Genomic DNA, 25,553 nt, shown 5'->3' on the forward strand with positions numbered 1-25,553 from the left:
TTCAGTCCACACCATCCAAGCGCCTTGATCCAAGCGCCTTGGGGTTGCGACCAATTCGGGATAAGTCTGCAACGCGAGGACCGTTTTCCAGAAAAAGCGTGCTTAAACAAAGTGATGAGGCCGTGTCTTTGATGCCACCCGGTGGCAGAATCCGCCTAGTGCGCTGCAATGTATCCTTGACTTCGCAAAGGTGAGTGATTACTCACGCCCCCATGTCTACCCTGCGCATGACCAGTGACTTGCGGCGGCAATTGATCTTGAGCGCCGCCAAGCGGTGCTTTGCCCGTCACGGCTTTGCCGGCACCACCACCAAGAGCGTGGCGGCGGCTGCAGCCATTTCGGAAGGGCTGTTGTTCAAGCATTTCCCGTCCAAGGCCGCGCTCTATGCCGAAATCCTCGCCGAGGAGTGCGAGGCCGATCCGGATTTCGCGCACCTGCTCGGCCAGCAGCCTTCGACTGCCACACTGGTTGAGCTGGTCAAGGGCATGGTTGGCCATTTCATGGAGGTGTCGGACGGCTCGGATCAGGAGGAAGCGCAGCGGCTGCGGCTGATGACGACCAGCCATCTCGATGACGGCGAGTTCGCGCGTTTGCTCTATGACAAGGTCGCCGGCCTGATCGGGCCGGTGTTCACCGCGTCGATCGAGCGCGCTGTAACGGCCGGCGACGCGGCGCGGATCGGCAGCGATCCGCTCAACCTGTTCTGGTTCGCGCACCACACCGTGCTGATGGCGGCGCTGACGAGGCTTCCGCCCGTGCCCTGTCTTTCTTACGGCAACGCCGCCGACCTGGAGCGGCAGTTGTGTCAATTCATCCTGCGCGGCATCGGACTTACCGAAGCCGCAATTGCTTCTCATCTGGACGGCGAGCTGTCACCGAATTCGGGACAATCGGTAACTGCAGAAAGTGCATGACATGAATATCGTGACCGAACACAAGATTTCGGGCAAGCCGATAACGGAAAAGCCGCACAAGCGGCCGGTCCGCATGGTGCGGTGGCTCATCATCGTAGGAACGCTGCTGGCCTTGCTGGTTGGTGGCCTGGTCTGGTTCAACTACTTCCGCGGCAAGATGATCGCGCAGTTCTTCGCGACCATGAAGCCGCCGCCGACCAGCGTCAACATCGCCACGGCGAAGTCCGAAACGATTCCGAATCTTCTGACCGCGGTCGGCGATCTCGCTGCCGTGCACCAGGTCAACGTGACCTCCGACGTCAACGGCCGCATCACCGATATCCAGTTTACGGCGGGCGCCAGCGTGAAGGAGGGCACGCCGCTGGTGCAGTTGTTCGACGGTCCCGAGCAGGCGGATCTCGCCAACTACAAGGCGCAGCAGCGGTTGGCGCAGCTCTCGCTCGATCGCGCCAAGCAGTTGGCCGAGCGTCAGGTCGGGCCACAGGCGACGGTGGATAACGCCCAGGCTGTGTTCGATCAGGCCAGCGCCGGCATCGCCAGGACCGAAGCGATCATTTCGCAGAAGCTGGTGCGGGCGCCTTTCGATGGCGAACTCGGCGTGCGCAGGGTCGAAGTCGGACAATATCTGACTGCGGGTACGCAGATCGTCTCGCTGACCGATCTGTCGATGCTGTATGCGAACTTCACCGTGACGGAAAAGGACTCCGGCCAGCTCAAGGTCGGCCAGATCGTTCGGATCGCGGTCGACGCCTATCCGGGCCGCACCTTCGAGGGCAAGATCACCACCATCGAGCCGCAGATCGCGGCGGACACGCGCAACATTCGCGTGCAGGCGACGATCCAGAATCCGGACAAGATCCTCAAGCCCGGCATGTTCGCGACCACCACCGTGGTGCTGCCGGACAAGCCGCCGGTCGTCACCGTGCCCGAAACCGCGGTCGACTACACGCTCTATGGCGACTCGGTCTACCTCCTCAGTGAAAAGAAGGAGGAGGACGGCAAGACCAGCCTGATCGCGACGCGCACCTTCGTGCAGACCGGAAAGCGCCTTGAGGGCCGCGCCGAAGTCCTCAAGGGCTTGAAGGAGGGCGACCGCGTCGTGGCGGTGGGCCAGCTCAAGCTGCAGTCCGGAGCTGCCGTGACGATTTCGAACGATCCGGTGCCGGCGATTCCGGCGAAGCCGCCGCGCTACTGATAACGCGCTACTGATAAATGGTGCGGCTCCCTTGAGGAGCCGCGGCGAAAGAAAGATGGGCGGCGGTCTTATGGCTCGACCGCCCCCCGGAAATGCTGAATTCAGCGGGATATTTTACGATGGTCTTCACCGATATTTTCATCAAGCGCCCGGTTCTTTCGGTCGTCGTCAGCCTGCTGATCCTCCTGATAGGTCTGCGCGCCGCCAGCGTATTGCCGATCCGGCAATATCCGAAGCTGTCGAACACGGTGGTCAACATCACCACCTCATATCCGGGCGCGTCGGCTAACCTGATTCAAGGCTTCATCACCACGCCGATCGAGCAGGCGGTCGCTTCCGCCGAGGGCGTCGACTACATCACTTCCTCGTCGGTGCAGGGCACCAGCACGATTCAGGTCTACATCAAGCTGAATTTCGATCCGAACCAGGCGCTGACCGAGGTTCTCGCCAAGGTGAACTCGGTCAAATACCTGATCCCGAAGGAATCGAACGACCCGGTCATAACCAAGACGACCGGCCAGACCACGGCCGTGATGTATCTGGGCTTCTCCAGCGAAGAACTCTCGGGGTCGGCGATTTCAGACTATCTGACACGCGTGGTGCAGCCGGTGCTGTCGACGGTCGACGGCGTCGCATCCGCCGACATCCTCGGCGGCCAGACCTTTGCGATGCGGCTGTGGCTCGATCCGGTGCGAATGGCGGGCCGCGGCGTGTCGCCGAGCGACGTTTCCGCGGCGATCGCCGCCAACAACTTCCAGGCAGCAGCCGGCCAGTCCAAGGGCTATTTTATCGTCTCGAACGTCCAGACTAATACCGACCTGCGGAACCTCGAGCAGTTCAAGAAGATGATCGTCAAGTCCAAGGACGGCGGCTTCGTGCGGATCGAGGACATCGCAACCGTCGAGCTTGCGGCGCAAAGCTCGGACGCAAGCGTCGCGTTCAGCGGCGAGCGCGCGATCTTCATCGGCGTGCAGGCGACCCCGCAAGGCAACCCGCTGACGCTGGTCAAGGGCGTGCGCGCGTTGATGCCGGAGATCGAACGCAACCTGCCGCCGTCGATGAAAATGAAAGTGGCCTACGATTCCACCAAGTTTATTCAGTCGTCAATCGACGAGGTGAAGAACACGCTGATCGAGGCCGTGCTGATCGTGGTGGTCGTGATCTTCCTGTTCCTGGCCTCATTCCGCTCGGTCATCATTCCCGTGGTGACGATTCCGCTGTCGCTGATCGGCGTCTGCAGCCTGATGCTGATGATGGGATTCAGCTTCAATCTTCTGACGCTGCTGGCAATGGTGCTGGCGATCGGGCTCGTGGTCGACGACGCCATCGTGGTGGTGGAGAACATCCATCGCCATCTGGAGGAAGGAAAGACGCCAGTGCAGGCGTCGCTGCAGGGCGCGCGCGAAATCGTCGGCCCCGTGATCTCCATGACGATTACGCTTGCCGCCGTGTACGCGCCGATCGGCTTCCTCGGCGGCCTGACCGGTTCGCTGTTCCGCGAATTCGCCTTCACGCTGGCGGGCTCGGTGATCGTGTCGGGCGTGATCGCGTTGACGCTGTCGCCGATGATGTGCTCGGTCCTCCTGAAGAGCGCGGACGAGGGGCGGTTCTCGAGGCTGGTCAACAGGGTGTTCGGCTCAATGACACGCTGGTACGGCCGCCAGCTCGACCGCTCGCTCGACTATCGCCCGATCACCGGCCTGTTCGCGCTGACGATCCTGGGTCTGGTCGGTTTCCTCTACATGAACACCTCCAAGGAGCTCGCGCCCGAGGAGGACCAGGGCATCGTGTTCTCGGTGACCAAGGCGCCGAAATACGCCAACATCGATTATGTCGACTTCTACGGCGACAAGCTCGACAAGGCTTTCGCCAAGTTTCCGGAAACGGACCTGCGCTTCGTCCTCAACGGCATCAACGGCCCGCAGGGCGGCATTGCCGGCATGCTGCTCAAGCCGTGGGACGAGCGTGAGCGATCCTCGATCGCGCTGAAGCCGCTGGTGCAGGCCGAGATCAGCAAGATCGAAGGCGTTCAGGCGTTTGCGTTCAACCTGCCGCCGTTGCCGGGCGGACCGGGTGGCCTGCCGATACAGATGGTGATCAATTCGACCGCCGGCTTCCAGGCCGTCTATGACCAGATGGCGAAGCTGAAGGATGCCGCACGCAAGAGCGGTATGTTCATCGTCTCCGACAGCGACCTCGAATTCAATCAGCCGGTGGTTCGCGTCTCGATCGACCGCTCCAAGGCGAGCGACCTCGGCATCAACATGTCGCAGGTTGGCGCTACCTTGCAGACGCTGCTGGGCGGCAATTACGTCAACCGCTTCAACCTCGAGGGACGCTCATACCAGGTGATCCCGCAGGTGTCGCGTGACAAGCGGCTGTCGCCGGAATCGCTTGGCGGTTACTACGTCCCGACCAACACCGGGCAGCTAGTGCCGCTGTCGACCATCGTGTCGATCGAAACCGCCACCGATCCGAATGCGCTGACGCATTACAACCAGCTCAATTCAGCGACGTTCTCCGCGGTGCCGATGCCGGGCGTGACGGTCGGGCAGGCGGTGGATTTCCTGGAGGGCGAAGCGAAGAAGATGCCTGCCGGTTTTGGCCACGATTATCTGGCCGACTCCCGGCAATATGTGCAGGAAGGCAATCAACTCGCGATCACCTTCGGCTTCGCGCTGATCATCATCTTCCTGGTGCTGGCGGCGCAGTTCGAAAGCCTGCGCGATCCGCTGGTGATCATGATCAGCGTTCCCATGGCGATCGTTGGTGCGCTGATCCCGCTGTTCTTCGGTGTGGCGACCATCAACATCTACACCCAGGTCGGATTGCTGACGCTGGTCGGCCTGATCACCAAGCACGGCATTCTGATGGTGGAGTTCGCCAACGAACTGCAGCTCAAGGAAGGCCTCGACAAGCGTTCGGCGATCGAAATGGCTGCCCGCATCCGGCTGCGACCGATCCTGATGACGACGGCGGCGATGGTCACGGGTCTGATCCCGTTGCTGACCGCCACGGGCGCAGGCGCTGCCAGCCGGTTCTCGATCGGCCTCGTGGTGGTGGCCGGCATGTCGATCGGCACGCTGTTCACGCTGTTCGTGCTGCCGGCGGTCTATGTCTGGTTGGCCACTGATCACCAGGCCAAGGTCGGCTCCAAGCGGACCAAGGAGATCGCGGATTTCGATCTTGGGAGGCCGGCGCTCAAGCCGACCTGAGCCTTTGTAACCGCAGAATAGCAAGCGGCGGCAGCGGGAAATCGTTGCCGCCGCTTTTTCATGCCGGGAGATGCGACGTCGGTGTGTCTCCATGCTAAAAGATAGAAAAAACAGGGAGCCAACATGACGAGCGACTTTCCCGCTGGAAATTACCGCTTCATTCCCGCCGTGTTCCAGTATTCGGGCGGTGTCGCAGCCAATCCCGGATTTGAGATCGAGCGGGTGCGGTTCGACAAATGGCTGCCGCTGGCCGAAGGCTTTGCGCGGATCGCAAGGTACATCGAGGCGGCGGGCAGGCCGCTGACGTCGTTCTGCGCCTGCGAGCTGCGGTCGCCGGCGGCATTCACCGACGAGGGGTTCCGCAATTTCAACCTGCACTACGTCAAGACGCTCAGCGAATGGGGCGTCTATGACGGCACGATCAATCCGGTGGCGCGCAGCAATGTCTGCCCGGAGATCGATCCGCCGGCCGAACCGTCATTCCACGCCTTTTCATTCACGCGGCCGAGCCAAAGCACGGCGCCGAGCTTCGTGATCGCGGGCAGCGGCGAGTCGCAGGAGGGCAATGCGAGCTACGCCGAACGCACCGTGCGTTACCGCGATGTCAGTCCCGAGGGTATTGCGGACAAGGTCCGCTACGTCGCCGGCGTGATGGAGCGGCGCATGGGCGAGTTCGGGTTCGGCTGGAAAGACGCGACTGACGTGCAGACCTACACCATCCACGATTTCCACCACGTCTTTGCGGATGCACTGGTTCGCCGCGGCGCCGCGCGTTCGGGTTTGACCTGGCATTTTGCCCGGCCGCCGGTGATTGATCTGGAATATGAGATGGATTGCCGAAGGGTAATGAGGGAGTTGGTGATTTAGAGCCGCTGGTGGCGTTGGCCGTCCTCCCGTCACCGCTCCCTCGGATCGAGCGCGTCGCGCAAACCATCGCCGACCAGGTTGAACGACAGCACCACGAGAAAGATCGCCAGTCCCGGCCAGACCGCCATCCACGGCGCATTGGTCAGGAAGCGCTGCGCGGCATTCAGCATGCTGCCCCAGGACGGCGCGGGCGGCTGCTGGCCGAGGCCGAGGAACGACAGCGCGGCTTCGGCGATGATGGCAGCAGCTATCGACAGCGTCGCCTGCACCAATAGCGCCGGCATGATGTTCGGCAGGATGTGAAACAGCGCGATGCGCCAGCGCGGATTGCCCATGGCGCGCGCGGCCTCGACATAATCTTCGACCTTGACGCTCATCACCTGGCCGCGGGTCAGCCGCACGAAGATCGGCGTTGCCGAGATGCCGATCGCGATCATGGCGTTGCCGAGGCTGGGCCCCAAGAATGCCGCGAGCGCAATCGCCAGGATCAGGAACGGGCAGGCCAGCATCGCATCCGTGATGCGGCTGATCAGCGCGTCGATGAAGCCGCCGCGATAGCCCGACAGGAGGCCGAGCGGCACGCCGATCGACAACGCGATCCCGACCGATATGGCGCCGGCCAGAAGCGAAGCCCGCGCGCCGTAGATCACGCGGGCGAGAATGTCGCGGCCGAGCTCGTCGGTGCCGAACCAGTGCAGCGCGGAAGGCGGCTTGCGCACCAGCGACCAGCTTGTCGCGATCGGCTCATAGGGCGAGATCAGCGGCGCAAACACGGCGAGCGACATGAAGGTTGCGATCACGACAAGCCCGGCCACCGCGCCCTTGCGCTTGAACAGCCGGCGCAGCGCGCGCCGCGCCGGGCTCTCCAACTCGTCGGAAACAGCAATCGGTAATGCATTGAGCGTGGTGTCGGCCATGGCTTTAAGCCCTCAGCCGCGGATTGACGAGGACATAGGCGATATCGGCAATGAGATTGAGCGTGATGTAGATCGTCGCCGTCGTCAGCACGACGCCTTGCACGACCGCATAGTCGCGGTTGAAGACCGCGTCGACGATCAGCTTGCCGAAACCGGGAATCGAGAAAATCTGCTCCGTCAATACCGCGCCCGACAACAGCGTGCCCAGCTCGAGCGCGCCGAGCGTGATCACCGGCGTCAGCGCGTTGCGCATGGCGTGCTTGAGAATGACCGAGCGCTCGAGAAGCCCCTTGGCGCGGGCGGTGCGGACATAATCGCTTTCCAGCACCTGCAGCATGGCGCTGCGGGTATGCCGCATCAGGATCGCGGCAATCGCGTTGCCGAGCACGAAGGCCGGCATGATGGTGGAGGCGATGCTGGCGCGCCAGTTCTCGGTCAGCGGTACATAGCCCGATGCCGGCAGCCAGCCGAGCTGGATCGAGAACAGGAAGATCAGCATGATGCCGAGCCAGAAATTCGGCGTCGAGATTCCCCATAGCGCAAAGAAATTGGCGCCATAGTCCCAGGCCGTGCCCTTCTTCACCGCCGATATGATTCCGGCCGGAATGCCGATCAGGAAAGCGATCACGATCGCCATCGACGCAAGCTGCATCGTCACCGGCAGCTTCTGAGCGATCAATTCGCGCACCGGCACCTTGTTGCGAAGCGACTCGCCGAAATCGCCCGACAGCACGCCCTTGACCCAGTAGACGTATTGCACCGGCACCGGCTGATCGAGCCGGTACTGCTCGCGGATCTGCGCGATCACATCAGGATCGCGTTCCTCGCCGGCCATCACCAGCGCCGGATCGCCCGGCAGCAATTGCTGCAGCGAGAAGATCAGGATCGAGACGAAGAACAGCGTCGGGATGAGCTGGACGATACGCCGCGCGAGGAAGTTCAGCATGATGTCATCCGTGTCCCGGACGCAGCGCAGCGTGCAACGCTGCGCTGCAGAACCGGGACCCACCTCGTTGAGATCGGGAGCGTCGGATCGATGGGTCCCGGCTCTGCGGAGCAGCGCTGCCGCGCTGCACCGCGTCCGGGAAACGAGGGCGTGTAGGCGCGCCTCACTTCAGCTTCAGCCCGACCACCCGCACCAGCCCGTCCGGCATCTGCTTGTAGCCTTCGAGCTTCGTCGTATGCGCGATCAGGATGCGGCGGTGGTAGATGTAGAGCAGCGGCTTCTCCTCCAGCACGGTCCTGGCCAGCTTCTCGTAGATCGCCTTGCGCTGCGCTTGATCGGTGACGAGGCGGCCGTCATCGAGTGCCTTGTCGGCCTCCTTGTTGGACCAGCCGCTGTAGTTCTGCGGCGCGTCGCTCTTCTGGAAGACATAGGAGTTGCCGTCCGGGTCGATCCGACCGCTCCAGGCCAGGAGAAAGGCCTGGTATTCTCCGGCCTCGGCTTGCTTCAACGACGTCGCGAACTCTGTGACCCTAAGCTTCATGTCGAAGCCGCTCTCCGCCGCCATCGATTGGATCACCTGAGCCGCCGCTTCGGTTTCCGCGCCCTTCGAGACCATGAAGTCCACGCTGACCGGTGGCGTGACGCCGGCTTCTTTCAACAGCGCCTTGGCCTTGGCGACGTCGCGCTTCGGTATCGGAAAGGCATTCTGGTAATAGGGATGATCCGGGTTGATCCACTGATTTCCAGGCTTGAACTCGCCGTTGGACACCACCTGGCTGATCGCGTCGCGGTCGAGCGAGAGGTCGAGCGCCTGCCGCACCTTGGCGGACTGGCTGAGCGGCCCCTTTGCCTTGTCCTTGCCGACGTTCAGCGTCACACCCTGATAGCCGAGCTCAATCGCGCTGGACAATTTCAGCTTCGAGTCCGCTTGCACTTCCTTGAGGTCCGTCGCGAGCACGCGTTCGATCAGGTCGAGCCCGCCGGATTTCAAATTGGCCAGGCGGACGGTCGCGTCCACCAGCGGCAGATAGACGATGCGATCGATATGGATATTGTCCTTGTTCCAATAGTCGGCGAATTTCTCGAACACCATGCGGTCCTGCTGCACGCGCTCGACGAATTTGTAGGGACCGGCGCAAACCGGGCGCAGGCCGAATTTGTCGCCGGCCTCTTTGGCGGCCTTTGGCGACACCATCATCCCGGCGCGATCGGTGAGCTGCGCGACCAGCGGGGAATAGGGCGCCTTCAATGCCAGCTTGATGGTGAGGGGATCGACGACGTCGATATGATCGACGGCTGCCAGTTCCGGTTTGCGGAACGAGCCCTGCATCGTCAGGTGGCGCTCCAGCGAAAATTTTGCGGCCTCCGCATTGAAGGCCTCGCCATCGTGAAACTTGACGCCTGGCCGGAGCTTGACGGTGACTTCCTTGCCGTCGGCCGAGGTCTCGTGACTCAGCGCGAGCTGCGGCACGATGTTGAGCTTGTCGTCGATGTCGAACAGCTTGTCGCAGAATGATGCGAATACGATGCGGCCGACATAGGTGCGGGCCATGGTCGGGTCGAGGATATCGGGATCCTCGGCGAGCCCGATCCGCAGGGTGGTCTGGGCCTGAACTGTTGCCGGAAGCGACAGCAGCAGCGCCGCCGCGGTGACTGCCAAACGAAAGATTATCATGCTGCCATCCCTTATCCTCGATTACACCGCATTTGGCCGTGTCCTTGATACATCAACCCCGACGCGGCCTGCACCTTCCGTGCCACCGCTGAAGGCCGCGACCAACTTTTCCAGCACCGGCGAAAATCCGCCATCGGCGGGAACGATGGCCCCGGGTGACGGCAATTCGGCGGTGCGGTGACACGCCGTCGCGTGTCCCGTGCCGTCGGCGAGCAGGGGCGGAATTTCGGTGCGGCAGCGCTCGATGACGTAAGGGCAGCGGGTATGAAAGCGGCAGCCGGAAGGCGGATTGAGCGCGCTCGGCATCTCGCCTTCCAGCACGATGCGGCCGCGCCGGGCCTGCGGTTTGGGTACGGGAATGGCCGACAGTAGCGCACGGCTATAGGGATGCCGGGGCGCGGCGAACAGCGCTTCGGCGTCCGCCGTCTCGACGATACCGCCGAGATTCATCACGGCGACGCGGTCGGCGATGTGCTTCACGACCGCCAGATCGTGGGAGACGAAGATGTAGGCGAGGCCGAGCCGGTCCTGCAGGTCGCGCAGCAGATTGAGAATTTGCGAGCGGATCGAGACGTCGAGCGCGGAGACCGGCTCGTCGCAGATGATCAGTTTCGGCTCTACCGCCAGCGCCCGCGCAATCGCGATGCGCTGGCGCTGGCCGCCGGAAAATTCGTGCGGGTAGCGCCGGGCAAAGCGCGGCTCGAGCCCGACTAGGCGCAACAGCTCCTCGACGCGTTCGCGACGGCGCGGGGCCGGCACCAGATCGTGCAGTGCCAGCGGCTCGCTCAGAATCTGGCTCACCGTCATGCGCGGATTGAGCGACGCATAGGGATCCTGGAAAATGATCTGCGCATCGCGGCGGAAGGCGCGCAATTCGTTGGCGCCGAGCGCGCCGAGGTCGCGGCCCTCGAAGCGGACGTTGCCCGCATCCGGCTCGATCAGCCGCAGCACCAGCCGGCTGACGGTGGACTTGCCGCAACCGGACTCGCCGACCAGCGCCAGCGTCTTGCCGGCCTCGACCGTGAAGCTGACGCCGTCGACTGCCTTTACGTAGGCCGTGGGCCGGCCGAAAACCGACCGCGTGGCGACGAAATGCCTTACCAGACCTTCGACTTCGAGCAGCGCGGTCATGATACCAGCCGCTCCAGCGGCGCGCGGATGCAGCGCGAGGCGTGGTCGGGGCTTACCGTCGCAAGCGGCGGCGGTGCGGCGATGCAGGCGTCGAGCACGAAGGGACAGCGCGCGGCGAAGCGGCAGCCGGCGGGCGGGTTCGCCATGTTCGGCACCATGCCTTCGATCGTCGCCAGGTGCTGGGTACGGCGGCCGAGCCGCGGGATCGAGCCGAGCAGGCCGACGGTGTAGGGATGCTGCGGGCTGGCAAAGAGTTCGTCGACCGGCGCGCGTTCGACGATCTCGCCGGCATACATCACCGCGACTTCGTCGCAGACTTCGGCAACCACACCGAGATCGTGGGTGATCAGAATGATCGCGGCGCCGCTGGCGGCCTTCAGCTCGCGCATCAGATCGAGGATCTGCGCCTGCAGCGTGACGTCGAGCGCGGTGGTCGGCTCGTCGGCGATCAAAAGGCGCGGGTCACAGGCCAACGCCATCGCGATCATCACACGCTGGCGCATGCCGCCCGACAGCTTGTGCGGATATTCGTCGACACGTCTCTCAGGCGAGGGGATGTGCACCCGGCGCAACAGCTCGATCGCGCGCTCGCGCGCCTGCCGCCGCGACCCGCCGCGATGGCGAAGGATGGTCTCGATGATCTGATCGCCGATGGTGAAGCTCGGATTGAGCGAAGTCATCGGCTCCTGAAAGATCATCGCGAGCCGATTGCCGCGCAGATCGCGCAGCGTATCGTCGGGAATGTCGAGGAGATCAAAACCGTCGAAACGGATCGAACCCGACACCTCAGCGGAACGCCTTGGCAATAATCCCATGACGGCGAGCGAGGTCACGCTCTTGCCGCAGCCGGATTCGCCGACGAGGCCAAGCGTCGCGCCATTGGCCACGCTGAGATCGACACCGTCGACCGCGTGCGTGGTGCGGCCATCATCGCCGTGGAAGACCACGCGCAGGCCCTCGATTTCGATCAACGGGTTTGCCGTCATGCCTTGCCCGCCGTGGCCGCTTCGATGCGGGCATCGATGACCATGCGGTCGGTGATCCCCGCCGGATTTTTGCGCGTCGGCAGGAAGGGACGGAAATGCACCCAGCGTTCGCGGCTCACTTGTTCCAGTCGTTCGAGTTCGGCCAACGGATCGGTATGGTCGTCGACACGCAGGTCTAGATCTGACCATTCTTCCTCGCCGTGGATCAACAGCGCCGCCGATTGCTTGCCGCGCTTGTCGCCGCCGGCGGCTTCGCCGGCCTTCATCGCTAAGATCAGCCGCTGCGCAAACGGCAGACTGGCATTGGCGACAAAGGCTTTCGCCGTGTCATCGAGCACGGCCGCGCCCGCCAGCATGTTGCCGGCGAGGGAGAAGCCGTCACCCTGGATATGCCCACACCAGTCGATGCATTCGCGGCCGGTATGCGCTGCGATGCGGCCCTTGATATCCATGACATGAAGTTGGCGGGCCTCGTATCCATCGTCGGTAACGAGCAGAATGTCCACCACCTCGCGGGGGCTGCGGCCTTCGCGCAACAGCTTCACGCCGTCGATGCCGTAATAGGGATTGACCAGCGCCTGCGTCGCGATGCCGCCGATGCCGGGCGCGATATGCGGCACGCGCGCGCCGACCGCAAAAAATCGGGTCGCGACGGCGATGCCGATCTGGCCGGTTGAGGAATCACGGGCAATGATCGACCAAGTCATCTCAAGTCGCCTCTACCGGCCCGCCGCGTAGCCCTGCATGCCCCTCGGATTGGCGGCGGCGCGGCGACGACGACCGACCTTGGAGGCCGCGGTGAGGCGGCCTTCCGACCATTCGGGACCGATCTCGACGACATGTCCGCGGCTCTTCAGCGTGTCGACAGTCGCGTTCGGTACGCGGCTTTCGAGCACGAGCACGCCGGGACGCGCGGTGCGCGGCCAGAACGAAATCGGAAAATGTTCGGAGTGCCAGGCCGGCGCATCGATCGCTTCCTGCAGGTTCAGTTTGGCGTGGACATGCCGCAGGAAGAACTGCGTGGTCCATTGATCCTGCTGGTCGCCGCCGGGCGATCCCCAAGCCATGTAGGGCTCGCCGTCGCGCAGCGCCATGGTGGGCGAGAGCGTGGTGCGCGGCCGTTTGCCGGGCGCTAGTGCTGCCGGGTGATCTTCCTCCAGCCAGAACATCTGCGCGCGGCTGCCGAGGCAGAAGCCGAGTTCGGGAATGACCGGCGAGGATTGCAGCCAGCCGCCGGACGGCGTCGCCGAGACCATGTTGCCGGCCTGGTCGATGATGTCGAAATGCACGGTGTCGCCGCGCACCTCGCCGAACCGGCCGACGGTCGGCTCGCCCGCGCCCATGGCGCCGACCGCTTCGCGATGGCCTTCCGCACGGCGCAGCTTGACGATCGACCCGAAACCTTCGACCGATCCCGGGATGAAATCGAGCGAGGCCTTATCCCCAGAGATCAGCTTGCGGCGCTCGTCATTGTAGGCATCCGACAACAGCGTCGCGATCGGGATATCGGTAAATTTCGGGTCGCCATAAAACTTCTCGCGGTCAGCGAAGGCGAGTTTCGCGCATTCGATCTGCAGATGGATGAAGTCGGGCCCGGCAGGATCGAGCCCGTCGAGCTCAAAACCCTTGAGCAACGCTAGTTGCTGCAGCATTACCGGGCCCTGGCTCCAGACGCCGGGCTTGCAGACGGTGTAGCGGCCGTAATCATAGGTCAGCGGCGCCTCGACGGTCGGCTGCCAGCGTGCCATGTCGTCGGCACTTAGCACGCCGCGATGCGGTGAGCCGCTGACGTCCATCACGTCCTGGGTGCTGCAGAACTTGTCGATCGCTTCCGCCACGAAACCCTGCGACCAGGACTTTCGCGCGCACTCGATCTGTGCGACGCGGTCGCCGCCCGCGCTTTCCGCCTCTTTGAGGATGCGGGCGTAGGTTTCGGAGAGCTGCTTGTTGGTGAACAGCGTGCCGGGTCTTGGCACTTCATTGTTCGGCAGGTAGACCGCCGCCGATGTCGTCCAGTGCTTCCTGAACAACTGCTCGACGACCTGGATCGTTGCGGAAGCGCGCTCGACCAGCGGATAGCCGTCGCGGGCGTAGGCGATCGCGGGCTCCAGCACATCGCGCAGCCGCATCGTGCCGTAATCGCGCAAGAGCAGCATCCAGGATTCGAATGTGCCGGGCACGCACGCGGCGAGGAGCCCGGTGCCGGGCACCATCTCCAGCCCCTCGCTCTTGTAGTGCGCAATGGTTGCCTTCGCAGGCGCCGGACCCTGGCCGCAGATCACCTCGGTGCGGCCGCGCCTGGTGTCATGCACGATGATCGGCACGTCGCCGCCCGGGCCGTTCAGGTGCGGCTCCACCACCTGCAGCGTGAAGGCCGTGGCAACGCCGGCATCGAATGCGTTGCCGCCCTTTTCCAGGATGCTCATCCCGACGGCGGTCGCGATCCAGTGGGTCGACGTGACGACGCCAAAGGTGCCTTCGATTTCCGGCCTTGTGGTGAACGGATCGGGATTGATGTTGCTCATGGGAATCCAATGCCGTGCTGGTAACCTAGAGCATGATCCGGAAAAGTGGACACCGGTTTTCCGAAAAGATCATGCTCAAACAAGAAGATGATCTACGAGCATGCTTCAACTCAGTTGAAGCATGCTCTAGTGCGCGCACTTGATCACAGGCGAGGCTGGATGCCAACCGCTGGGATGCCACGCATTGCACCCATCTCCGTGATCATACCAAGGCTTTGGCCTCAACCGGTTGGTTGACGGCGTGGCAGGCAACCCCGTTGATCAGCTCGGGCGTTTGCCGCCGGCACAGATCGAAGGCGAGCGGACAACGCGGGTTGAAGGCGCAGCCGGGCGGCGGATCGATCGGATTCGGGATCTCGCCCCTGACCGGAATCCGCTGCCGGCCGGACATCGCGAGATCAGGAACCGCGCCGAGCAGCATTTTGGTGTAGGGCATCCGCGGATTGGCGAACAATTCGCGGCCCTCGGCGATTTCAACAATACGACCGAGATACATCACGCCGATGCGCGTCGCCATGTGGCGGACCACGGCGAGGTTATGGCTGATGAGGAGATAGGTCAGGCCGAATTTGTCCTGCAGGTCGCGCATCAGATTGAGGATCTGCGCCTGCACGGAGACGTCGAGCGCCGAGGTCGGCTCGTCGCAAACAATAAACTCGGCATCTGACGCCAGCGCGCGCGCAATCGCGATGCGCTGGCGCTGGCCGCCGGAGAATTCATGTGGATATTTCAGGCCGTCATCAGGATGCAGGCCCACGAGATTCAACAATTCGCCGACGCGAAACTGAATATCGCGCTCGCCCTGGATCAGGTCGAAGGCGCGGATCGGCTCGGAGACGATGGCATCGACCCGGAAGCGGGGATTGAGGCTCGCGTAGGGGTCCTGAAAAATCATCTGGATGCGGCGGCGCAGCCGCTGCCGCGCCTGCGCCTGCCTGGCATTGGTCATCGAGACGCCGTCGATGACGACTTCGCCCGAAGTCGGCGGCAGAAGTCCCACGACCATCCGCGCCACGGTCGTCTTGCCCGAGCCGGATTCCCCGACGAGAGCAAAAGTCTCGCCCTTCCTGATGTTGAACGTCACGCCATCGACGGCTTTCAGGAATTCCGGACGGCCGCCTTCCAGCACGCGGTTGAGCCACGGCTTCGAGACGTCGAACACGCGGCGCAAATTCCTCACATCGACAAAGGGCGGGCTCATGCCACGGTCTCCTTCGCCGCTTCATGGGGCGCGGTGTCGAAGAGATGGCAGGCCACGGCGTGCGAACCGTGCTTGAGCGGCTCCGGCCGATCGACGCGGCAACGGTCGAATGCAAATGCGCAACGCGGATTGAACGAGCAGCCCGGCGGGATCGCCGACAGCCGCGGCATCGAGCCCGGTATTTGCACCAGCCGCTTGTCTTCGCCCGCGAGCGTCGGGATCGCGCCCATCAGGCCCTTGGCATAGGGGTGCAGCGGGTTCTGCACCACATCCTGCACCGGGCCGATCTCGGCGATCCGGCCCGAATACATCACCGCGACCCGGTCGGAAGTCTCGGCGATCACGCCCGTGTCGTGGGTGACCAGCATCACCGCCGTGCCATGGTCGCGCCCGAGGCGCTTGATCAGCGAGATGATCTGCGCCTGCACGGAGACGTCGAGCGCGGTGGTCGGTTCGTCGGCGATGATCAGCTCCGGCTCGGCGCAGATCGCCAGCGCAATCACGACGCGCTGGCGCATGCCGCCGGAGAATTCGTGCGGATAGGCGTCGATGCGTTTGTCCGGTGCGGGGATGCCGACCTCGGCCAAGAGATCGATGGCGCGCTTGCGCGCGGCGGTCTCCGACAGGTTCAAGTGGGTTCGGATAGTCTCGACGATCTGGTCGCCGATCCGGTAGAGCGGATTGAGGCTTGTCAGCGGATCCTGAAAGATCATCCCGATCCGTTTGCCCCGGATACGGCGGATTTCTTCCGGCGGCAGGTGATCGATCCGCGTTCCCGACAGATAGATCTCGCCGCCCGAAATGCGGCCGGGAGGATCGATCAGTCCGATCACGGCTAGTCCCGTGACCGATTTCCCGGCGCCGGATTCGCCGACCACGCCGAGCACTTCGCCCTTGGCGATGTCGAAAGAAACGCCGTTGATCGCGCGCAGCGTGCTGCGGCGGGTGAGGAATTCCACCTCGAGGTCACGCACGGAGAGGACGGGAACGGTCATCGGAGCTTTGGATTGAGCGCGTCGCGCAGCCAGTCGCCGAGCAGGTTGATGGAAAGGATTAGCCCCGCCAGCGCGATGCCGGGGAACGCGACGATCCACCATTCGCCGGCAAACAGATAGTTGTTGCCGATCCGGATCAGGGTACCGAGCGAGGGCATGGTGTCGGGCATGCCGGCGCCCAGGAACGACAGCGTCGCCTCGGTGATGATGGCAAGCGCGAGGTTGATGGTTGCAATCACCAGGATCGGACCCATGGTGTTGGGCAGCACGTGGCGCAGCATGATCTTCGGCGCGGGAAGGCCGATCAGTTGCGCGGCTGCGACATAGTCCTTGTTCTTCTCGACCATGACCGAGCCGCGCACGGTGCGAGCGTATTGCACCCAGAAACTGAGGCCGATCGCAACCACCAAGACTGCCAGCGTGCTCACGGCGTCGAGCCGGTTGTTGAACACCGATTTGGCGACGCCGTTGACCAATAGCGCGATCAGGATGGCCGGGAAGGTGAGCTGCACGTCGGCGATGCGCATGATCAGCCCGTCGACCGCACCACCGACATAGCCTGCAATGAGGCCAAGCGTGATGCCGAGCGTGCCGGCGAAGATGACGCCGAGCACGCCGACGACGAGCGAAATCCGCAAGCCGTAAAGGATCGCAGAAAACACGTCGCGGCCCTGTTCGTCGGTGCCGAGCAGGAACGGACTTTGGCCCTCGGCGGTCCACAGCGGCGAGATCCGCGAATTCATCAACTGCAGTTGCGCCGGATCGAACGGGTTTTGCACGGCGAGTTGCGATGCAAAGATCGCCAGCAGGAAGAACAGGACCGTTACTGCCGCCGCCACCATCGTCATCCGGGAGCGGCGGAACGAGTAAAAGATGTCGCTGTCGAGCACGCGCTTCAGCCAGCTCGCGTTCGAGCGTGCCCGCTGCGGGCTCGACTCTATTCGGTGTGGTACTACGGCGTCAGACATATCAGTCTCGCTTATGCCGGACGGCGGATGGTCGAGCGCAGGCGCGGATCGACGACGGTGTAGAGGATATCGACCACCAGATTGATGGTAACGAAAATCAGCGACACCATCAGCAGGTAGGCGGCCATGATCGGGATATCGACATTTTGCACGGCCTGCACGAACAACAATCCCATACCCGGCCACTGGAAGACGGTTTCGGTGATGATGGCAAATGCAATTACCGAGCCAAACTGCAGGCCGGCGACGGTGATGACGGGAACCAGCGTGTTCTTCAGCGCGTGGCCGAAATGTATCGCGCGCGTGGTCAGGCCGCGGGCGCGGGCGAAGCGGATGTAGTCGGTGCGGAGCACTTCGAGCATTTCAGCGCGCACCAGCCGCATGATCAAGGTCATCTGAAACAGGCCCAGCGTAATCGAAGGCATGATCAGCGCCTTCAGGCCGGAAAGCGTGAGCAGGCCGGTGGTCCACCAGCCGATCCGCACCACTTCGCCGCGGCCGAATGAAGGCAGCCAGCCCAGCGTCACCGAAAACAGATAGATGAGAAGGATGCCGATCAGGAAGGTCGGCAGCGAGATTCCGATCAGCGACACCGCCTGGAAGAATTTTGTCAGAATCGTATCGCGCCGCAGCGCCGAATAGACCCCCATCAGGATGCCGAACACCATGGCGAGAACGGTGGCGCAGGCGGCCAGCTCCAGCGTCGCCGGCATTCGTTCCATCAACAGGTTCGAAACCGGCTGGCGGAACTGATAGGAGACCCCGAACTTGAATTGCGCGGCATTGGCGAAATAGCGTGCGAACTGCACCGGCACGGGATCGTCGAGCCCGAGCGACTTGCGCACCGCCTCGCGTTCGGCGGCCGGCGTATCCAATGAGACGATCTGGTTGACGGGATCGCCGGCGAAACGGAACATCGAGAACGCGATCACGCCGACTGCGATCATGACGCCGATGGCCTGGATTGCGCGGCGAAGAGTGAAAGCGAGCATGTATTCCTTTCACTGCTCTCTTGGTGCGGCGGCGGACGTCGCTGTCGCCTGGAAACGAAAGGTCCCGGAAGCACCAAGCCGCCGGGACCTCGTTTGACGCCCGACTAGTCCTGTTTGGTCGCCCAGTACAGCAGAACCTGATTGTCGGCGCGCTGCGTCAGCTTCACCTTTTTCGACACACCCCAGGCCAGCGCCTGCTGATGCAGCGGGATATAACCGAAATCCTTGTCGAGGATCTGGTAAGCGCTCTTGATCAACTGATCGCGCTTGGTGGTGTCGGCTTCCTGCAATATCTTGTCGGTGAGGGCGTCGATTTCCTTGTTGCAATACCCGCTGAGATTGTTCTCTCCGCGCGAACTCTTGGGATCGTCGCGACAGCCGATAACGTCGTAGAGCACGTTATGGGAATCGAGAGTTCCGGGAGTCCAGCCCAACAGAAAGAACGACGTCTGATAGCCGCCCGCCTTCAGAACCTTGGCGAAGTACTGCGCCTTGGGTTGCGCGAGGAGGTCAACCTTGACGCCGATCCGGGCCAGCATGCTGACTACCGCCTGGCAGATCGGGGCGTCATTGATGTAACGGTCGTTGGGGCAGTCCAGGCTGACTTCGAAACCGTCGGGGTAGCCAGCCTCCGCCAGCAGCTTCTTGGCCCCATCCGGATCGGCTTTCGGCCGCGTGAAATCCTTTGACAGCGCAAATAATTGCGGTGCGATCATCAGCGCCGATGGCGTGGAAAGGCCGCGCATCACGCGGGTCTTGATCAGCTCGACATCGATTGCCTTGTAGAAGGCCTGGCGAACGCGAACGTCCTTGAAGGGGTTCTTGCCCTTGATGTTGGAATACAGCAATTCATCGCGAACCGTGTCCATGCCGAGAAAGATGGTGCGAAGTTCCGGTCCCTTCAGCACCTGGGCGTTGGGGCTGGAATCCACGCGTGTGATATCCTGGATCGGAACCGGCTCGATGACGTCGACTTCGCCCGACAGCAGGGCGGCCACGCGCGTGGCGGCGGAGCCGATCGGCGTGAAGACGATCTCTTTCAGATTGTGCTCGGGCTCGCGCCACCAGTTCGGATTTGGCTTGAACACCGTTTTCACCCCGGGCTGATGGCTCTCGATGATGAAGGGACCGGTGCCATTAGCGTTAAGCGAGGCAAAACTCGGCGAAGTTGCCGCCACTGGAGTCGGGGCGATCGAGTTGTTCGCCTCGGCCCATTTCTTGTCCATGATGTACCAGGTATCCCATTGCGAATGCAGAATGGGATTTGGCGAGGTCAGGATGAAATCCACGGTGTAGTCGTCGACCTTGACGACCTTGGCATCGGACGGAATGCGGGTGGGAAGGTTCGAGCCCTTGGCACGAACGCGCTCTGCCGAGAAAACGACATCGTCGGCAGTGAAGGGGTCGCCGTTGTGGAATTTGACGCCCTTGCGTAGATGAAAGCGCCAACGGGTCGGTTCTGGGGTTTCCCAGCTTTCCGCCAGGGCAGGGACGATTTTCAGGTCCTTGTCGCGAGCGATCAGACCCTCATAGGCGTGGCCGAGATGGGCGTGGGTGGTGGTTTCGTTCAGTGTATAGGGGTCGAGCGACTTGAGGTCACCCTGATTGGCATAGCGCAGGCTCTGAGCCGATGCCGGCGCCATTGCCACGGCAAGGATGGAAGCCGTGGCCGCTGCAAGCAAAGTCTGACGTACCGACATTTGTCGATTTCCCCGATTTTGATCAGCAATTTCCGCCGGATATTGCCGAGCCATGTTGCCAGAGTCCAGCCACCGCGCAAGCTTCATTATCCCGCACTGCGTGCCGGTTTGCGCGGCGGTGCGGCAATGACTAGTCTCACCTCAAGTCTCACCTTAAGACGCATGCGCAAGCACGTTACATTGAACTTTCGGAGTTGTGGATGGCGGAACTGAAGGCCGACGTTCTCGTCCTGGGTGCGGGCATGGTCGGCGTCAGCGCCGCTTTGCACCTGCAAAAACGCGGCCGGAACGTAGTTCTGATCGACCGCCATGATACGGCCGGCGAGGAAACCAGTTACGGCAATGGAGGGCTGATCGAGTGCGCTTCGGTCTTTCCCTATATGTTTCCGCGTGACGTGGGCCAGATCCTGCGCTACGCGTTTCTTCGCGCGCCGCAGGTGCATTACCACTTCAGGGATTTGCCGATCTTCCTGCCGTGGCTGGCACGGTATTTTCTCGCCTCTTCACCGGAGCGTGCACTGCACAGCGCAATGGCCGAATTGCCGTTGATCCAGCGCAGCCTGATCGAGCATGAGGCGCTGATTGCGGACGCCAATGTGCCGGAGCTGTTGCGGCGGACCGGCTGGATCAAGCTGTTTCGTTCCGAGACGACCCTTGCGAATGCGGTGCAGGATCTCAAGCGTGCCGGGGAGCACGGCGTCGCCGGCGAGGTGCTGGATCGGCCGGCGATATCAGCGCGCGAGCCGCATCTGACGGGTGATTTCAGCGGCGCGATCCATTTTCCCGCGCCGGGATTTGTGCCCGATCCCGGTGGGCTGGCGAAGGCCTATGCGGCGCTGTTCGGCCGCAAGGGCGGGCGTTACCTGGTCGGCGACGCCCGAACGCTCGAACAAGCGAGCGGACGGTGGCGGGTGGCAACGCTGGAAGGCACTATTGCAGCGCGCGAAGTGGTGGTGGCGATGGGGCCGTGGTCCGACCAGATCCTCGCCCCGCTCGGCTATTCGATCCCGCTTCAGGTCAAGCGTGGTTACCATTTGCATCTCAAGCCGCGCGGCAATGCGATCTTGAATCATCCGGTGCTGGACACCGATCTCGGCTATCTCCTGGCGCCGATGAACCGCGGCATTCGGCTCACGACCGGCGCCGAGTTTGCCCACCGCGATGCACCACCAACGCCGATCCAGGTCGAGCGGGCCCTGCCGCGGGCGCACAGACTGTTCCCGCTCGGCGAGCCGGTCGACACCAAGCCCTGGATGGGTGCGCGGCCCTGCCTGCCGGATATGCTGCCGGTGATCGGCAAGGCCCCCCGCCATGGCGGGCTATGGTTCGATTTCGGCCACCAGCACCACGGCCTGACGCTCGGACCCGCGACCGGCCGCCTGCTGGCCGAAATGATGACCGGCGAGACGCCGTTTGCCGATGTCAGGCCGTTTGCCATCGAACGCTTTGGTTGACCATATCGGGAGTTGAAGGGACGGGGGACCGGCTCTGGTCCTTGCATGACTCGGTCCGTCGTGTCGATACTGCAGCAAGGGCAGCGCGATAAGGAGCGGTCATGAAAGTTAACGTCGAAATCGATTGCACGCCGCTGGAGGCCAGGCAGTTCTTCGGATTGCCCGACGTCTCGCCGATGCAGACCGCCGTGATGGACAAGATGCAGCAGCAGGTGATGGCCAACATCGAAAAGGTGTCGCCGGAATCGCTGATCCAGAGTTGGTTCACGTTCGATCCCAAGATCGCCGAGCGATTCCAGGATATGTTCGTGACCATGGCCGGGCTCGGGGGCATGGCCAAGAAGGACAAGTGAGAGTGGCCATCGCGGAAAGCGGCGCAGCAACAGAAGAGCAGCGGCTTCGGCCGCCTAGCCTGTTTCTGATGCTGGCCGAGACGCGGGCGCTGTTCGAGCTGAATTCGAGCCTGTTACTGTCGCCGCTCTTGTTGCGTGCGCCGAGGGGCGACGGGCATCCGGTGCTGGCGCTGCCGGGATTTCTCGCCAGCGATCTGTCGATGGCGCCGATGCGGCGCTATCTGAAAGAACTCGGCTACGATACCTATGCCTGGGACATGGGCCGCAATTTCGGCGGCATCGCTTCCAAGCGCGGGGCACTGCAAGCTCTCCTGAGGCGCATCTATGAAGCCACGGGCCGCAAGGTCAGCCTGGTCGGCTGGAGCCTCGGCGGCGTCTATGCGCGCGATCTCGCACTGCAGATGCCGGACATGGTGCGCTCGGTGATCACGCTCGGCAGCCCGTTTGCCAGCGATGTCCGCGCGACCAACGCCACGCGGCTCTATGAGGTGCTGTCGGGGGAAACTGTCGACGACAATCCGGAAATCCGCTTGGCCATTGCCGGTGACCTGCCGGTGCCGGCGACCTCGATCTATTCGCGCACCGATGGGATCGTGAACTGGCACACCAGCCTGTTGCGTCCCTCCGCAACCGCCGAAAACATCGAAGTCCACCTTGCCAGCCATATCGGGCTCGGTGTCAACCCCGCAGCATTGTGGGCAGTAGCCGACCGCCTGGCGCAGGTGGAAGGCGAGTTTAAGCATTTTGACCGATCAGGACCATTTGCCATTGCCTATGGGCCCCCCGAAAATGCACAATCCTGAATCCACGCCCTGAGCTAAGGGCACGATCGCGAAAGATCCCGTTCTGCAATTGATGCGGGAGGTCTGCCGGTTTTCGGATATGCTCCAATAACAAAGACATTCCAGACGCCAGAAGCGCCGCCAAGGCGCCGCGTTTCTACTGCGGGAGGAAAATATGGCGGACGCCAAGAAGCTGTCTTCGCTGGACGCGTCGTTTCTGTATCTGGAAACCCCGGAAATGCCGATGCATGTCGGCAGCATGGCGATCTTCCGCCTGCCCGAAGGCTACAAGGGCGACTTCTTCGAAGAGTTCAAGGCGATGATCGCCTCGCGGCTGCACATCGCGCCGATCCTGAAAGCCCGCCTGGAGAAGGCGCCGCTCGACATCGATCATCCGTCCTGGGTCGAGGACGACCAGTTCGACATCGACCGCCACATCTTCCGCGCCAGCCTGCCGGCGCCGCGCGACCGCGCGACGCTGGAGCGCATCGTCGGCTGGATGCATGCCAAGCTGCTCAACCGCGCCCGCCCGCTCTGGGAGTTCTATGTCTTCGAAGGCATGCTGGACAACGAGATCGGGCTTTATTCCAAGATGCACCATGCCTGCATCGACGGCGGCGCCGGCGCCGCGCTCACCAGCATGATCTATGACATCACGCCGGTGCCGCGCCAGGTCGATCCGCCGACGGCACGCAAGGTGGCACCGGAGCCACGCGACATCGCCGCCAACCTGATCGATTCCTACCAGCAGCTCTGGACCCAGCCGTTCGACCCGAAGGCGGCGCCAAAGAGCCTCGAGCTGCCGCGCTCGGGAAAAAGCGATCTCGGATCGATCCTGTTCGACAACGCCATGTTCCAGATCGAAAGCGCGGTGAAATTCGCCAGCAGCATTCCGACGATGCTCAAGAGCGTGTCAGATGTGGTCGGCAAGATTTCGGATCCGAAGTCGCGCGACAGCCTGGCCAGCATGGCCTCGCCGCCGACCATCCTGAACAAGGCGATATCGTCGGAGCGCAGCTTTGCCGGCGTCTCGATCTCGCTGTCGCGCGCCAAGGCTCTGGCAAAGACGTCCGGCGGCAAGCTCAACGACGTCGTGCTGGCGCTGTCTTCAGGCGTGGTGCGCCGCTATCTGATCAGCCAGGGCGCGCTGCCCAGCAAATCGCTGACCGCAGCGGTGCCGATCTCGCTGCGCGAGGAAGGCAACGCCGAGGCCAACAACCAGGTGTTCGGCATGATCTGCGCGATCGCCACCAATGTCGACGATCCCAAGACGCGGCTGGAAACCATCATCGCGCAATCCACCAAGTCGAAGGAGATGTCGCATCCGCTGCGGGCGCTGATGCCGCAAGTCTCCAACCTTTCGATGCTGGGCGCGCCGATCGTGACCCAGATCCTTGCGCTGCTCTACAGCCGCTCCAACCTCTCCGACGTGCTGCCGCCGGCAGCCAACATCACCGTGTCAAACGTGCCCGGGCCGCGGCAGACGCTGTATGCCGCCGGCGCCGAGCTGCTGCACATCTTCCCGGTGTCGATCTCGACGCATGGCATCGCGCTCAACATCACCGTGCAGAGCTACCGCGACCAGCTCGATTTCGGCTTCATCGCCGGCGCCAACATCATTCCGCATGTCCAGATTCTCTGCGACATGCTCCCGGTCGAATTTGAAGCGCTGGAGGCGGCGTTCGCGCCGCCGCCGAGCATGACCCGCGCCGCTGAATAGGGGCCCGCCATGATTGAAATGCCGCCGCTGCAATTCGCCGAGGTGAACGGTATTCGCATGGGCTATTACGAGGCGGGGCCCAAATCGGACAAACCGCCGGTCATTCTCTGCCATGGCTGGCCGGAGATCGCGTTCTCCTGGCGGCACCAGATCAAGGCGCTGAGCGAGGCCGGCATCCGGGTGATTGCGCCGGATCAGCGCGGCTATGGCGCGACCGACCGACCCGAGCCGGTCGAGGACTACGACATGGAGCATCTGACCGGCGATCTCGTCGGTCTGCTCGATCATCTCCAGATCGACAAGGCGATCTTCGTTGGCCACGATTGGGGCGGCTTCGTCGTCTGGCAGATGCCGCTGCGTCATCTTAATCGCGTCGCCGGCGTGGTCGGCGTCAACACCCCGCATTGGGATCGCATGCCGGCCGATCCGATCGAGCTGTTTCGGCAGCGCTTCGGCGACAAGATGTACATCGTGCAATTCCAGGACCCTGGCCGCGAGCCTGACAGGATTTTCGGCAGCCGGGTCGAGCAGACCTTTGACGCATTCATGCGCAAGCCGGTGGCGCGGCCCGCGGGTACGCCGGAGGAGCAGCCGATTGCGGGTGTCGGCGCATCGGCGCGACTCAATCTGGCGTTTCCACAGATGATCGCGAATTACGATGCCAAGCACGATCCGCGCACGCCGATCCTGTCGGCCGAAGAAAAGCAGGTGTTCGTCGACACCTTCACCAAGACCGGCTTCACCGGCGGCATCAACTGGTACCGCAATTTTTCCCGCAACTGGCAGCGCTCGGAAGGGCTCGACCATACCGTCCGCGTGCCGTCGCTGATGATCATGGCCGAGAACGACGCGGTGCTGCCGCCGTCGGCGACCGAGGGCATGGAGAAGCTGGTGCCCGATCTCGAGAAGTATCTCGTGCGCGACAGCGGCCATTGGACGCAGCAGGAAAAGCCGGACGAGGTTAGTAGCAAGCTGATCGAGTGGCGCAGGAAAAGATTTGGGTAGGTCCGCATAACC

General features: G+C 62.9%; 21 protein-coding genes. 9 read left to right on the forward strand and 12 right to left on the reverse strand.

Features of this window, described 5'->3' with window-relative positions; translation table 11 throughout:
- Window positions 1–212 precede the first annotated feature (212 nt).
- The 4 genes from V1290_RS30010 to cnbZ all read left to right on the forward strand — a co-directional run bounded on the left by V1290_RS30010 (window position 213) and on the right by cnbZ (window position 6,191).
- The gene (locus tag V1290_RS30010) at window positions 213–914 is read left to right on the forward strand and encodes a TetR/AcrR family transcriptional regulator (protein ID WP_334367717.1); all 702 of its coding nucleotides are present in this window, start codon (window positions 213–215) and stop codon (window positions 912–914) included.
- A 1-nt stretch (window position 915) separates the two neighbouring features.
- Window positions 916–2,109 (forward strand): efflux RND transporter periplasmic adaptor subunit, encoded by a 1,194-nt coding sequence (locus V1290_RS30015; RefSeq protein ID WP_334367718.1) that lies wholly within the window; start codon window positions 916–918, stop codon window positions 2,107–2,109.
- Window positions 2,110–2,228: 119 nt separating this feature from the next.
- The gene (locus V1290_RS30020) at window positions 2,229–5,324 is read left to right on the forward strand and encodes a MexW/MexI family multidrug efflux RND transporter permease subunit (protein ID WP_334367719.1); all 3,096 of its coding nucleotides are present in this window, start codon (window positions 2,229–2,231) and stop codon (window positions 5,322–5,324) included.
- Window positions 5,325–5,447: 123 nt separating this feature from the next.
- Window positions 5,448–6,191, forward strand: a complete 744-nt coding sequence (gene cnbZ, locus V1290_RS30025; RefSeq protein ID WP_334367720.1) for a 2-amino-5-chloromuconate deaminase CnbZ — start codon at window positions 5,448–5,450, stop codon at window positions 6,189–6,191.
- Window positions 6,192–6,220: 29 nt separating this feature from the next.
- On the opposite strand, the gene V1290_RS30030 is transcribed toward cnbZ, so the two are convergent.
- The 12 genes from V1290_RS30030 to V1290_RS30085 form a co-directional block, all read right to left on the reverse strand.
- Window positions 6,221–7,108, reverse strand: a complete 888-nt coding sequence (locus V1290_RS30030) for an ABC transporter permease (RefSeq protein WP_334367721.1) — start codon at window positions 7,106–7,108, stop codon at window positions 6,221–6,223.
- Between the two features lie 4 nt (window positions 7,109–7,112).
- Window positions 7,113–8,054, reverse strand: a complete 942-nt coding sequence (locus V1290_RS30035) for an ABC transporter permease (RefSeq protein ID WP_028350083.1) — start codon at window positions 8,052–8,054, stop codon at window positions 7,113–7,115.
- A 163-nt stretch (window positions 8,055–8,217) separates the two neighbouring features.
- Window positions 8,218–9,729 (reverse strand): ABC transporter substrate-binding protein, encoded by a 1,512-nt coding sequence (locus V1290_RS30040; protein WP_334367722.1) that lies wholly within the window; start codon window positions 9,727–9,729, stop codon window positions 8,218–8,220.
- A gap of 21 nt (window positions 9,730–9,750) precedes the next feature.
- On the reverse strand, window positions 9,751–10,860 hold the full coding sequence (locus V1290_RS30045; protein WP_334367723.1) for an ABC transporter ATP-binding protein: 1,110 nt from the start codon (window positions 10,858–10,860) through the stop codon (window positions 9,751–9,753).
- Window positions 10,857–11,846 (reverse strand): ABC transporter ATP-binding protein, encoded by a 990-nt coding sequence (locus tag V1290_RS30050; protein WP_334367724.1) that lies wholly within the window; start codon window positions 11,844–11,846, stop codon window positions 10,857–10,859. The genes V1290_RS30045 and V1290_RS30050 overlap by 4 nt, the downstream gene beginning before the upstream one ends.
- The gene (locus V1290_RS30055) at window positions 11,843–12,553 is read right to left on the reverse strand and encodes a DUF1028 domain-containing protein (protein ID WP_334367725.1); all 711 of its coding nucleotides are present in this window, start codon (window positions 12,551–12,553) and stop codon (window positions 11,843–11,845) included. Before V1290_RS30055 ends, V1290_RS30050 begins: the two co-directional genes overlap by 4 nt.
- A gap of 12 nt (window positions 12,554–12,565) precedes the next feature.
- Window positions 12,566–14,371: a gamma-glutamyltransferase family protein gene (locus V1290_RS30060; RefSeq protein WP_334367726.1), complete on the reverse strand. Its 1,806-nt coding sequence runs from the start codon at window positions 14,369–14,371 to the stop codon at window positions 12,566–12,568.
- A 202-nt stretch (window positions 14,372–14,573) separates the two neighbouring features.
- Window positions 14,574–15,572: an ABC transporter ATP-binding protein gene (locus V1290_RS30065; RefSeq protein ID WP_334367727.1), complete on the reverse strand. Its 999-nt coding sequence runs from the start codon at window positions 15,570–15,572 to the stop codon at window positions 14,574–14,576.
- Window positions 15,569–16,567, reverse strand: a complete 999-nt coding sequence (locus V1290_RS30070) for an ABC transporter ATP-binding protein (RefSeq protein WP_334367728.1) — start codon at window positions 16,565–16,567, stop codon at window positions 15,569–15,571. Before V1290_RS30070 ends, V1290_RS30065 begins: the two co-directional genes overlap by 4 nt.
- Window positions 16,564–17,535, reverse strand: a complete 972-nt coding sequence (locus tag V1290_RS30075) for an ABC transporter permease (protein ID WP_334367729.1) — start codon at window positions 17,533–17,535, stop codon at window positions 16,564–16,566. Before V1290_RS30075 ends, V1290_RS30070 begins: the two co-directional genes overlap by 4 nt.
- A gap of 11 nt (window positions 17,536–17,546) precedes the next feature.
- Window positions 17,547–18,527, reverse strand: coding sequence for an ABC transporter permease (locus V1290_RS30080; RefSeq protein WP_028350075.1), 981 nt, complete (start codon window positions 18,525–18,527; stop codon window positions 17,547–17,549).
- 104 nt (window positions 18,528–18,631) lie between these two features.
- Entirely contained in the window at window positions 18,632–20,227 is a 1,596-nt protein-coding gene (locus V1290_RS30085) for an ABC transporter substrate-binding protein (RefSeq protein ID WP_334367730.1), read from the reverse strand.
- A 200-nt stretch (window positions 20,228–20,427) separates the two neighbouring features.
- Here V1290_RS30085 and V1290_RS30090 point away from each other — a divergent pair, with 200 nt between their 5' ends.
- The 5 genes from V1290_RS30090 (at window position 20,428) to V1290_RS30110 (ending at window position 25,541) form a co-directional block, all read left to right on the forward strand.
- Complete coding sequence (locus V1290_RS30090) at window positions 20,428–21,681, forward strand: NAD(P)/FAD-dependent oxidoreductase (RefSeq protein ID WP_334367731.1); 1,254 nt, start codon at window positions 20,428–20,430, stop codon at window positions 21,679–21,681.
- Between the two features lie 101 nt (window positions 21,682–21,782).
- A complete protein-coding gene (locus tag V1290_RS30095; RefSeq protein ID WP_065744106.1) occupies window positions 21,783–22,034 on the forward strand; it encodes a DUF6489 family protein in 252 nt (83 codons plus the stop codon).
- A gap of 68 nt (window positions 22,035–22,102) precedes the next feature.
- Window positions 22,103–22,837 (forward strand): esterase/lipase family protein, encoded by a 735-nt coding sequence (locus V1290_RS30100; protein ID WP_334369216.1) that lies wholly within the window; start codon window positions 22,103–22,105, stop codon window positions 22,835–22,837.
- Between the two features lie 154 nt (window positions 22,838–22,991).
- A complete protein-coding gene (locus tag V1290_RS30105; RefSeq protein ID WP_334367732.1) occupies window positions 22,992–24,536 on the forward strand; it encodes a WS/DGAT/MGAT family O-acyltransferase in 1,545 nt (514 codons plus the stop codon).
- Between the two features lie 9 nt (window positions 24,537–24,545).
- Window positions 24,546–25,541: an alpha/beta fold hydrolase gene (locus V1290_RS30110; RefSeq protein WP_334367733.1), complete on the forward strand. Its 996-nt coding sequence runs from the start codon at window positions 24,546–24,548 to the stop codon at window positions 25,539–25,541.
- The last annotated feature ends 12 nt before the right edge of the window (window positions 25,542–25,553 follow it).

The sequence above is a fragment of the Bradyrhizobium sp. AZCC 1578 genome (assembly GCF_036924675.1).
Classification (GTDB): domain Bacteria; phylum Pseudomonadota; class Alphaproteobacteria; order Rhizobiales; family Xanthobacteraceae; genus Bradyrhizobium.